Annotated in this window: 6 protein-coding genes and 2 rRNA genes (1 of these 8 running past the window's edge); 3 read left to right on the top strand and 5 right to left on the bottom strand. The window is 58.7% G+C overall.

The features are described from left to right. Positions 1–84 precede the first annotated feature (84 nt). Positions 85–1,455, top strand: coding sequence for a dicarboxylate/amino acid:cation symporter (locus FFI94_RS08830; protein ID WP_138872630.1), 1,371 nt, complete (start codon positions 85–87; stop codon positions 1,453–1,455). A 73-nt stretch (positions 1,456–1,528) separates the two neighbouring features. On the opposite strand, the gene FFI94_RS08825 is transcribed toward FFI94_RS08830, so the two are convergent. Further along, positions 1,529–2,623: an alpha/beta hydrolase family protein gene (locus FFI94_RS08825; protein WP_138872629.1), complete on the bottom strand. Its 1,095-nt coding sequence runs from the start codon at positions 2,621–2,623 to the stop codon at positions 1,529–1,531. A gap of 120 nt (positions 2,624–2,743) precedes the next feature. Beyond that, positions 2,744–3,838, bottom strand: coding sequence for an alpha/beta hydrolase family protein (locus tag FFI94_RS08820; protein ID WP_138872628.1), 1,095 nt, complete (start codon positions 3,836–3,838; stop codon positions 2,744–2,746). A 110-nt stretch (positions 3,839–3,948) separates the two neighbouring features. Here FFI94_RS08820 and FFI94_RS08815 point away from each other — a divergent pair, with 110 nt between their 5' ends. Together FFI94_RS08815 and FFI94_RS08810 are read left to right on the top strand one after the other, a co-directional pair. Beyond that, entirely contained in the window at positions 3,949–7,176 is a 3,228-nt protein-coding gene (locus tag FFI94_RS08815) for a DEAD/DEAH box helicase (RefSeq protein ID WP_138872627.1), read from the top strand. 111 nt (positions 7,177–7,287) lie between these two features. Continuing rightward, positions 7,288–7,863, top strand: a complete 576-nt coding sequence (locus FFI94_RS08810) for a TerD family protein (protein WP_138872626.1) — start codon at positions 7,288–7,290, stop codon at positions 7,861–7,863. 68 nt (positions 7,864–7,931) lie between these two features. Here FFI94_RS08810 and FFI94_RS08805 read toward each other — a convergent pair whose 3' ends face one another. The 3 genes from FFI94_RS08805 to FFI94_RS08795 form a co-directional block, all read right to left on the bottom strand. Then, complete coding sequence (locus tag FFI94_RS08805) at positions 7,932–9,266, bottom strand: plasmid pRiA4b ORF-3 family protein (protein ID WP_138872625.1); 1,335 nt, start codon at positions 9,264–9,266, stop codon at positions 7,932–7,934. Between the two features lie 315 nt (positions 9,267–9,581). Further along, positions 9,582–9,698 (bottom strand): 5S ribosomal RNA (gene rrf / locus FFI94_RS08800). Between the two features lie 155 nt (positions 9,699–9,853). Then, positions 9,854–12,283 (bottom strand): 23S ribosomal RNA (locus FFI94_RS08795) (it continues 704 nt past the right edge of the window).

Genomic DNA, 12,283 nt, shown 5'->3' with positions numbered 1-12,283 from the left:
GGAAACATTTTCACGAAACCCCGCCTGAACTTTTTTCACGGCGTGCCGTGTTTCGCTCTCTTCAATTTTTTGAAAGGCATTGTCATGCCCAGCTCCACCTCCACCGGCGTGCCGGAAACAAAGACCCGGTTCCCATCGTGGGCAACATCATTCGGACCTCAGATTGTTGCGGGTCTGGTTATCGGTGTCATTCTCGGTCTGGTTGCCCGCGCGATGCCTGACGCCGCAGACGGCAATGTGAACTGGCTCGTCGGAACTGTCCAGACCATCGGCAGCAGCTACGTCAAGCTGCTGACGGTCGCGGTCATTCCGCTGGTGTTCACCGCCATCGTCAGTTCCATCGCTAACCTGCGTCAGGTTGCCAATGCTGCTCGGTTGGCTGTGCAAACGCTGTTGTGGTTCGCGATCACGGCGTTCATCGCTGTCATCATCGGCATCGTCGTCGGCCTGATCACCGATCCCGGTTCACGTACCGACGTCGCTGCCGAAGCCGCCAAGGAGCCGAAGAGTTCCGGATCGTGGTGGGCGTTTATCACCGGCCTGGTGCCGAACAACTTCCTCGGCCTGGGTGCCAAGACGTCAGTCACCGAAGGCGTCGCTACAACTTCGCTGAGCTTCAATGTTCTGCAACTGCTTGTCATCGCGGCAGCAATCGGTATCGCGGCGCTCAAGGTCGGCGCCAAGGCTGAGAAGTTCCTCGAGTTCAACGCGTCTCTCCTGGCCATCATTCAGAAGGTTCTGTGGTGGATCATTCGCCTCGCGCCGATCGGCACCGCCGGCCTGATTGCCACCGCCGTCGCGACCTACGGTTGGGACGCCATCGGATCGCTCGGCGTATTCACCGCAGCGATCTACATCGGACTGGCGATCGTGTTCTTTGTCGTCTACCCGGTTCTCATTGCTGCCCACGGCCTCTCGGTTCGGAACTTCTTCTCCGGCGTGTGGCCTGCCACTCAACTCGGCTTCGTTTCCCGCTCGTCGATCGGCACACTTCCGCTGACCGAGCGCGTCACCGAGCGTAATCTCGGCGTGCCGCGCGAGTACGCGTCGTTTGCCGTGCCGCTGGGTGCCACCACCAAGATGGATGGTTGCGCCGCAATCTATCCCGCAATCGCAGCCATCTTCGTTGCCGGCTTCTACGACGTCCCGCTCAACTTCACCGACTACCTGTTGATCGTCGTCGTCTCGGTGATCGGCTCGGCCGCCACCGCCGGAACCACCGGTGCAACAGTCATGCTCACCCTGACCCTCTCGACTCTCGGACTGCCGCTTGCCGGCGTCGGCCTGCTTCTGGCTGTCGAACCGATCGTCGACATGGGCCGCACGGCCGTCAACGTCACCGGACAGGCACTCGTCCCGGTTATCGTGGCCAAGCGTGAAGGGATCCTCGACACGACCCGTTTCAACGCGCCGCGCAACGGAAATCCGTTTGCCGAGGAACTTGTCGACGCCTAGTTCGGTCGCACCAAAAAAATGTCCCCGCACCAATCGGTGCGGGGACATTTTTTCTTCTCAGATACTTTTCTTCTCAGATACCGAGCGCCCTGGACAATGTCGGCCACGCTTTGGGAAAACGCTCACGCCAGTACGGCCACGAATGCGTGCCGGTCGGTTCGTAGTCAACCGTGGCATCGATACCAAGTTCGTCGAGCCGCTGGTCGAAAGCCTTGGTACACATGTTTGCCACCACCTCGATGCTGCCGCCCACCACCAGACGGTCGGCCAAGTCAGGCGTCTGCAAGGTTTCGTTCGAGCCCGCCACACCGGTCGCGACAGACAGATAGATTTCGGTTCCACGCAGTTGCTCGGCGTTGAGGAGCGAATCGTGCGCTTCCCATTCCGGCCCGCCTGGCACTCCCCACATGTTGTCGGTGTTGCCGCCGCGCGATGTCACCGTCGATTGAATGCTGGCCCGACCCCAGGTGTCCGTGGTCGAGTAGCACCCGCTGAAACCCGCTACCCCCTTGTACAGGCCCGGATTTCGGTGAGCGAGCATCATCGCGCCCTGGGCGCCCATCGAAATGCCCGCAATTGCATTGACGCCGTTGGTATTCAATCTCGCGTTCAAGAGCGGGGGCAACTCTTTCGCGATGAACGTTTCCCACTTGTGCAGTCCAAGTGCCGGGTCCTCGTTCTCCCAATCCGTGTACATGCCGGCCTTGCCGCCGTTGATCATCACGACGTTGACGTTCTTGTCGGCAAAGAAATCCGGTGCCACGCCGTACCTGACCCAGCCACTGGACGTCTCACGGGCATCCGCACCGTCCAGGAGATACAAGGTCGGTCGTGGCACGGAATTGTCTGCGGGAAGAATAATTTCGACGCCGACGTCGCGCCGCAATGCGGGAGATGCCACCGTCAAGCGAACTGACTGCGGTCCCGTCACACTCTCATCGACAATTGTCGGGGCGGTGATGCCGGCCACCAGAGGCGACAACGGGCCCGGATCGCCCTGCATGGACCCCGGCACGGTCGAGCCGTATTCCAACTGCTCGATACTGCCGGGGGTCGGCGACGCGCCGGCAGACGTGATTGCGAGCACCTGCAGTCCCAACACACACGCAGTCGTGACAACAATTCCCGCCCGCCGCACGGGGGTGGGCGGGGTCAGGCACTTCGACATCAGGCTCCCAAACAATCAAATACAGTCACCTGCAAGATACCGTGCAATTCGGACACGCTCACCTGTTGGCCCCTCGCACCACGTCTGATCAGCGGCGAAGCGGAAGATGCACGCACGGCGTCAGACACCCAGAGCCTTCGACAGCGTCGGCCACGCCTTCGGCAAGCGCTCACGCCAGTACGCCCAGGCGTGCGTACCGTTGGGCTCGTAGTCCACGGTGGCCTCGATATCGAGTGAGCGCAATCGCTGATCGAACACCTTGGTACATACCTTCGCAGCAGCCTCGATCCCACCGCCGACAACCAGTCGCTCCAACAGTTCCGGCGTCTGCAGCGTTTCGTTAACCCCAGGGGCACCGTTGGCAGTGGAGATGTAGATTTCCTTGCCGCGCAAGCGTTCTGCGTTCAACACCGAATCGTGTGCCTCCCACTGCGGCCCGCCGAGTTCTCCCCACATATTGGCCGGGTCACCGCCACGCGAGGTGATCGTCGCCTGCACGCTGGTTCGTCCCCAGGTATCCATCGTCGAATAGCAACCGCTGAACACCGCGACGCCGCGGTACAGATCCGGATACCGATGAGCGAGCATCATCGCTCCCTGCGCACCCATCGACGTCCCGGCAATCGCGTTGACGCCGTTGGTACCGAAGTGATCGTCGATCAACGGCGGCAGCTCCTTCGCGATGAAGGTCTCCCACTTGTGCAGGCCGAGCGCCGGGTCCGCGCTCTCCCAATCCGAGAACAAGCTCGCCGAGCCGCCGTTGATCATGACGACATACGCATTCTTGTCAGCAAAGAACGCGGGAGCGCCGCCCATGGTCACCCATCCGTTCGAGCCCTCACCGCCGTCGACGCCTTGAAGCATGTAGAGCGTCGGGCGCGGAACCGAGTTGTCTGCCGGAAGCAATACTTCGACGCCAACCTCACGCTTCAAAGCCGGCGACGCAATCGTCAGACGCGACGCCTGCACTCCGGTGTGTTCTTCGCCAACGACGGCCGCAGCCGTTATGTCGTCGCGCAAAACCGGAAGAGGCCCCGGATCATCGCGAAATATCTCAGGAACACTTGATCCGAAATCAAAACTTCCGGTGCTGCCGGTACTCGACTGCGCGCCGGCCGTACCGACTCCGACAAGCGACACAGTCGCGACGCACATCGCGATCAGCGCCGCTCCGACCTTCCCGATCCGGGCAGGCGTGTTCACAAGGGCATTCATGCAGACTCCAATTATCTAATCCCGACAAAGTGAACATACCGTCCAGTTTCAAATCGACGGTCATTACGCTCATTCACAGCGGTGTCGGACGTGCGGATTAGGGTGGAAACATGCCGCCGGAATCAGTCCCAGTCCTCGATCTGGACCAAATCCGCGCTGTTGTCGGCACAACTACATTTCAACGTGGACTCGACTATTTCCGTCAAGGAGCTGTTCGAGAATTCGGGTGGGACGAGTCGACCGAGACGCTCGAAGGCGATGTTGTCGGCAACGAGGAGTACACATCTACGGTGTGGCTCAGCCGACGATCCCATGACCACACCAGCAACGTCGTCACCATCCTCCGTGGCATCTGCACATGCCCTGTGCGCATGAACTGCAAACACGTCGCCGCCCTGGTCATAGCTGCCGCCGCAAGGTCCTCACAACCCCCGGCGCCGCAGAACTGGGAAGACGCGATCCGGGCACTACTGCGGCCGAATCCTGTCGAACGAGGCCCTGCCGATCTGGGCATCCAGTTCACTCTGCGCGCCAACGGCCCCCGAAACCAACTACTGGTCAAACCGGTGCAACCGGGCTCTCGGGGGTGGATTTCCGGAGGCCTCGCGTGGAACAAGCTGGGCAGCTTCTACCAACACCCAGCTCAGCACATCCGAATACTCAACGACATCCACCTACTGATGAATGGCCGAACGGCGTACCGCCACTACAACGCAACCGATTTCGATCTGTCGGCTTTCCCGAGCCCTGGGTTGTGGGCATTACTCGCCGAGGCGCAGAAGGCCGGTATTCCGCTCCTCCACGCCAAAGCAAGCCTCGGACCGGTCACAATCGGCGACGGAGTAGACGTCTGCATCGATGTGACGCAGGGACCGAACAACGGTCTTCAGGTGGCGCCCCGGCCGTTCTTCACAATCGACGGCAATAGGAAAACAGAGCCAACGCCACCGATTTGGGGAACAATCGGTGCCGACGCCCACGGAGTCTATGCAGTCGGCGACGACGGCAGGATCCGGCTGGCGCCGTTGAATACACCGGTCTCCCCCGCACTCGAGGACTTCATTGACGCGGGCAACACCATTGACATACCGGCGCAGCACCGCGAAGGCTTCACCTCCCGCTTTGCGATCAGACTCAGCGCGGTTGCCGACATCATCTCCTCCGACAATTCGTACACATCACTCGAGATCAGCGGCCCGGTTCTCCACCTGCAAGCGAAGTACCACAATGATCATCGTGTTGACCTGACATGGGAGTGGCAATACACCATCGGAAACGATCGGTTGACCGTCGGCGTCGACGAACAGACCGGGGCTCTCGACGGCCGCTCGCCCGCCAAGGAACAATCCATCCTCGACACCGTGAGCCCTCTGTTCAGGCGCAACGATGTCACTGAGCCACGCTCCCGAGAACTGGTGCACGGTCCATTGGCAGGCCTGGACACCATGCGCTTCACCCTCGATGTCCTTCCGTTACTCCGTGACCATCCGGACGCTGACGTCACTGTCGACGGGACACCCGCCAACTATCGCGCCGCCGACGATTCGCTTGTCATCGGGCTCTCCACGAGTACCTCGCCGGACAGCGCCGGATCTGATTGGTTCGACCTCGGGGTAACCATCAACGCCGACGGCCAGGAAGTGCCGTTCGCCGACATCTTCTCAGCCCTCAGTATCGGAGCCACCGAACTTCTCCTCCCCGACGGCGCGTACTTCAGCCTCGACAAACCCGAACTCCGTGAACTGCAACGGCTCATCGCTGAAGCACGCTCCCTCCTCGACCGCCCCAACGGCCCGCTGAGAATCAGCAAGTTCCAGGCCGGACTCTGGGACGACCTGACGTCACTGGGAATCGTCGAACATCAAGCAGCGCAGTGGAAGAAGCAAGTTGACGGGTTGCTCACCCATGCTTCCATCGACCAAGTGGATGTCCCGTCGACATTGCTGGCCACACTGCGTCCCTATCAGATCGACGGATTCCGGTGGCTCAATTTCCTTTTGGAACACGGACTCGGCGGAATACTGGCCGACGACATGGGCCTCGGTAAGACACTCCAAACACTGGCGATGATTGCCCGCGCACGCCAAGCCAATCCGACTGCACCACCGTTTCTGATCGTTGCCCCCACCAGCGTTGTCTCGAACTGGAAATCCGAAATCGCCAGATTCACACCAGAACTCAGTACGGTCGTTGTCTCCGGGACACTCAAACGACAGAACCTAGATCTCACCGACATCGTGGTCGGCGCCGACATCGTGATCACGTCGTACGCCTTGCTCCGCCTCGACTCCGACGCCTATTCGGCCAACAGTTGGTCCGGACTCATCCTCGATGAAGCCCAGTTTGCAAAGAACCACAAATCCAAAGTCCACCAGTGCGCCCGTAAGATCGAGACACCGTTCAAACTCGCCATCACCGGCACACCGATGGAGAACAACCTGACCGAACTGTGGTCGCTGCTTGCGATCACCGCTCCCGGACTGTTTCCGAATTCTGCCAACTTCACCGAGTTGTACCGACGACCGATCGAAAACAACGGGGACACAGAGCGATTGGAGCAACTGCGCCGCCGCGTCAAACCGCTGATGATCAGACGCACCAAAGAGCAGGTGGTTCGCGACCTACCCGCAAAGCAGGAACAAGTACTCGAGATCGACCTCTATCCCAAGCATCGCACGCTCTACGACACCCATCTCCAACGAGAGCGCCAGAAGATCCTCGGCCTGCTGTCCGACGTCGACAAGAACCGTTTCACCATCCTCGCTTCACTGACACTACTGCGCCAACTCAGCCTCGACGCCTCGCTGATCGACGACAAGAACGCTGCGATCCCATCAGCCAAAGTCGACGCACTTCTCGAGCAATTGGACGACGTCATCGCCGGCGGGCACCGTGCCTTGATCTTCAGTCAGTTCACCGGTTTCCTTAACTCCGTTCGCCGTCGCCTCGACGCTGACAACATCGAGCACTGCTATCTGGACGGCAGCACACGCGATCGCGGCGAAGTGTTGGAAAAGTTCAAAACCGGTACTGCGCCAGTGTTTTTGATCAGTCTCAAAGCCGGCGGCTTCGGCCTCAACCTCACTGAGGCCGACTACTGCTTCATTCTTGATCCGTGGTGGAACCCTGCCACCGAAGCTCAAGCCGTGGACCGAGCACATCGCATCGGCCAAACCAAGAACGTGATGGTGTATCGCATCATCGCCAAGGACACGATCGAAGACAAGGTGATGGCTCTCAAAGCAAAGAAATCTGCACTGTTCGCCAGCGTCATGGACTCCGATGAACTGCTCAGTTCCACTCTGGGCGCAGAGGACATCCGTTCGCTCTTCGAGTGAACGCAGGCTGGTTCCGCCGCACAATCGTCGGGAACGGTATGGTTATTTGCGAACGGACAACACAGAACTCACGAATGCGGCCACCACCACATTCGAACGAGAGGAACCTGAATGGGCGTCACACTTGCCAAGGGCGGCAACGTATCTCTGTCGAAAGCAGCACCCAATCTGACCAAAATTGCTGTCGGGCTTGGGTGGGACGCGCGAAGCACCAGTGGCGCTGACTTCGACCTCGATGCGAGTGCGTTGGTCACCGGCCCCGAACGCAAGGTACTTTCCGACCTACACTTCGTTTTTTACAACAACCTTCGGTCTCCCGACGGAGCCATCGAGCACACCGGTGACAACCTCACCGGCGAAGGCGAAGGAGACGACGAGGTAATCAACATCGACCTCCCGGCCGTACCGCCGAACGTCACCAACATCTTCTTCCCGGTATCGATCCACGACGCCGACGCTCGACTCCAGTCCTTCGGCCAGGTCACCAATGCCTACATTCGCGTGGTCGACCTCTCCACGGGATCAGAACTTGCCCGCTACGATCTGTCCGAAGATGCGTCCACAGAGACAGCCATGCTCTTCGGTGAGGTGTACCGACACAACACCGAGTGGAAGTTCCGCGCCATCGGCCAGGGATACGCGTCCGGCCTCGCGGGTATTGCCCGTGACTACGGCGTCAACATCTGACACTGCACCAAACACATGGGTCCGAGCCTGAATCAGGCTCGGACCCCTGCTCGTTCCAGCGATGCTGTCTAGCGTTGAAGGACTGCCCGTGCAAGATGCTGCGCCCAGGGCATATCCGACGTCGAGGCCATCCCAACCAGGTCGTATCCGATGGCACCGAGCAGATCAAGGACCTCGATGGTGGTGCCGGCAGACTTGCCCGAGATCCCGGGATCCGCGATCAACGCCTGTGATGATCGGATCTGACCAAGAGTTCCTGCAACAAGGTGATGTCGATCCGATGGTTCCAGCCCTGCAGCAACAGCAAGTAGGACAAGAAGTTCAACGGCCCGCGTACGTCCCGCCGATGCCACCGGGACTCCCTCGACAATGCAGTCCCACAACACGTCGGCATCTGCACTTGCTGAACGCCCACGACGTGTCAGAACAATCCTGCCCTTCAGCTTCCTGGCTAAACCCCAGCTTCGGAGGAGTACCAACAATCGCTGAGCTTTGGGGAGATTAACCGGCTCGAGTTCCGGCTGATCCAGCGCGGCGTCGACGGTCGACAAGAACGAGTCGACATCGATTCCGTCGTCACCGATCAACGTCAGCAACATCTGAAGGCGAGCGCTCGCAGCAACACGTACCTGCGACGAAGACTCGGAACGATCGTCAAGTCCCGCCATCGCAAACACGTCATGCAGCTCAGGTGCACTGGCCGGCGCAAGCAATTCGAAAAGATTCCAGATATCGAAGGTGCGAGGGAACGATTCGATGACGGACTCGCGCGCCACCGTTCCGACACAGTGAGCCAATCGTTCGTTAACCTCCGCCAACACAAACCTGTTCGGCTGGAAATCGGTTTGTGCCCACTCCAGAGTCCACTCACGAGAGCGCAGTTCCTCGGAAAGCAGCACTCGCAACAGCTGCTCGAATTCTTCAGGTCCGGCACACTCTTCGGGCGGGCACGCACCAATACCTTCAATACAGACCGCGGATTGGTCCGCAGCTTTGTCGTCGACCGATTCAAGAGTCACAGAATGCCGCCAAGCACCCGCCCGGCCGTATCGGTACTGGATCATGTCTCCAGGCGACAATAGAACTTCGTCAACGTGGACCTCGTTTTCGGCGACGGTGTTCTGGCCGCTTCGACGACGATCAGCCACACGATTGAGCGGAGCGTATTCCAAGAAATCACCGGGAAAACGTGTCCCGATTTTCCGCCACGAATGTCCATGGACATCGTGCCAGCCCATCGCCCGTTGAACTACAGCATGGAAATCATCGAGCGTGAAATCGGAATCGACAATCAGCCGCCGTGATATCTGCGTGGACACCTCTTCAAGCCGAATCGAGATTCGTAGACCTGCCGGCGTTGAACGGCGCTGCCCATGCGAGTTTCTCGCGGGAAGTCCAGACATATCAGAAGAGTGCGGTGAAGCGGTAGTTTCTTGCGGATCAAATCCTGTCGGCACAAGTCGCAGGTGCGAGCCACTGGAGTTGCGGAGGCCAGCCATAGGTGTTCACTATGCCATGAACTGCCGACAACCCTTCAGTTTTACCGGCGTACACGACCCAATTTGCGGAGTTTTAACCCACCTCTTGTGGTGCGAACGGTACCTTCGGCGCCTCAGATCGACCGAACGTACCGTTCGCTCACATCCCGCAGGGCGGTGCTGGGGTGGGAACGACGAAAAAGCCCCCCAACCAAAGGTTGGGGGGCTTTCTCAAGTTGTGTTCGGCGGTGTCCTACTCTCCCACACCCTGTCGAGTGCAGTACCATCGGCGCTGAAGGGCTTAGCTTCCGGGTTCGGAATGGGACCGGGCGTTTCCCCTTCGCTATGACCGCCGTAACTCTATGAAACTGTCACAGTAACTTTCCTGTCGATCACCGTGGTTTCACCACCCGTCAACACCAATCAATGGTGTTGGGGGATGGAGAAAACAAGGTTTTCTCAAGGTATCTGTGTGTTGTTTCAGATACCGCACAGTGGACGCGTAGCTTCTTTGTGGTAAGTCCTCGGCCTATTAGTACCAGTCACCTGCATACATTACTGTACTTCCAGTTCTGGCCTATCAACCCGGTGGTCTGCCGGGGGCCTTACCCCCTCGAGGGGGTGAGAAACCTCATCTTGGAACAGGCTTCCCGCTTAGATGCTTTCAGCGGTTATCCCTTCCGAACGTAGCTAACCAGCGGTGCTCCTGGCGGAACAACTGGCACACCAGAGGTTCGTCCGTCCCGGTCCTCTCGTACTAGGGACAGCCTTCCTCAAGTTTCTTACGCGCGCGGCGGATAGAGACCGAACTGTCTCACGACGTTCTAAACCCAGCTCGCGTGCCGCTTTAATGGGCGAACAGCCCAACCCTTGGGACCTACTCCAGCCCCAGGATGCGACGAGCCGACATCGAGGTGCCAAACCATCCCGTCGATATGGACTCTTGGGGAAGATCAGCCTGTTATCCCCGGGGTACCTTTTATCCGTTGAGCGACACCGCTTCCACTTGCCGGTGCCGGATCACTAGTCCCGACTTTCGTCCCTGCTCGACCTGTCAGTCTCACAGTCAAGCTCCCTTGTGCACTTGCACTCGACACCTGATTGCCAACCAGGCTGAGGGAACCTTTGGGCGCCTCCGTTACATTTTGGGAGGCAACCGCCCCAGTTAAACTACCCACCAGGCACTGTCCCTGAACCAGATCATGGTCCGAGGTTAGAGGTCCAATTCGATCAGAGTGGTATTTCAACAACGACTCCACGATAACTGGCGTCACCGTTTCACAGTCTCCCACCTATCCTACACAAACCGAACCGAACACCAATACCAAGCTGTAGTGAAGGTCCCGGGGTCTTTTCGTCCTGCCGCGCGTAACGAGCATCTTTACTCGTAATGCAATTTCGCCGAGTCTACGGTTGAGACAGCTGAGAAGTCGTTACGCCATTCGTGCAGGTCGGAACTTACCCGACAAGGAATTTCGCTACCTTAGGATGGTTATAGTTACCACCGCCGTTTACTGGGGCTTAAATTCTCAGCTTCGCTCCGAAGAACTAACCGGTCCTCTTAACCTTCCAGCACCGGGCAGGCGTCAGTCCGTATACATCGTCTTACGACTTCGCACGGACCTGTGTTTTTAGTAAACAGTCGCTTCTCACTGGTCTCTGCGGCCCCACCCAGCTCAGACAGTAAATGTCGTCACCAGACAGGGCCCCCCTTCTCCCGAAGTTACGGGGGCATTTTGCCGAGTTCCTTAACCATAGTTATCTCGATCGCCTTAGTATTCTCTACCTGACCACCTGTGTCGGTTTGGGGTACGGGCCGTGTGAAAGCTCGCTAGAGGCTTTTCTCGGCAGCATAGGATCACTGAATTCGCCTCAATCGGCTACGCATCACGTCTCAGGCTTATATGCGACCCGGATTTGCCTAGGTCACGCCCTACACGCTTACACCGGTATTACCACTGACCGGCCCAGCTACCTTCCTGCGTCACCCCATCGCTTGGCTACTACCAGATCAGGTCCCGTGCATCCACCAACTCGAGACCCGAAGGTCTTCTCGTGGCTTCAGGACGGTTAGTATCACTGATTCACCATGGGCGCGTTCACACGGGTACGGGAATATCAACCCGTTGTCCATCGGCTACGCCTGTCGGCCTCGTCTTAGGTCCCGACTCACCCTGGGCGGATTAACCTGGCCCAGGAACCCTTGGTCATTCGGCGGACGAGTTTCTCACTCGTCTTTCGCTACTCATGCCTGCATTCTCACTCGTGTGGCCTCCACGGCTAGGTCACCCTGCCGCTTCCATGGCCACACGACGCTCCCCTACCCATCCACACACCTGCCAGAAAATCCTTGGATCAACTGGGGGCTATTGCGTGAATGCCGCAGCTTCGGTGGTGTACTTGAGCCCCGCTACATTGTCGGCGCAGGATCACTTGACCAGTGAGCTATTACGCACTCTTTCAAGGGTGGCTGCTTCTAAGCCAACCTCCTGGTTGTCTTCGCGACCCCACATCCTTTTCCACTTAGTACACGCTTAGGGACCTTAGCTGGCGATCTGGGCTGTTTCCCTCTCGACTACGAACCTTATCGCCCGCAGTCTCACTGCCGCGCTCTCACTCACCGGCATTCGGAGTTTGGCTGATTTCGGTAAGCTTGTGGGCCCCCTAGACCATCCAGTAGCTCTACCTCCGGTGAGAAACACGCGACGCTGCACCTAAATGCATTTCGGGGAGAACCAGCTATCACGGAGTTTGATTGGCCTTTCACCCCTACCCACAACTCATCCCCTCAGTTTTCAACCTAAGTGGGTTCGGTCCTCCACGACGTCTTACCGTCGCTTCAACCTGGCCATGGGTAGATCACTCCGCTTCGGGTCTAGAGCATGCCACTACGATCGCCCTATTCGGACTCGCTTTCGCTACGGCTACCCCACACGGGTTAA

The organism is Rhodococcus sp. KBS0724, assembly GCF_005938745.2.
Classification (GTDB): domain Bacteria; phylum Actinomycetota; class Actinomycetes; order Mycobacteriales; family Mycobacteriaceae; genus Rhodococcus_F.
The sequence above is the reverse complement of the archived record's forward strand: the minus strand, read 5'-3'. Positions and strand labels throughout refer to the sequence as shown.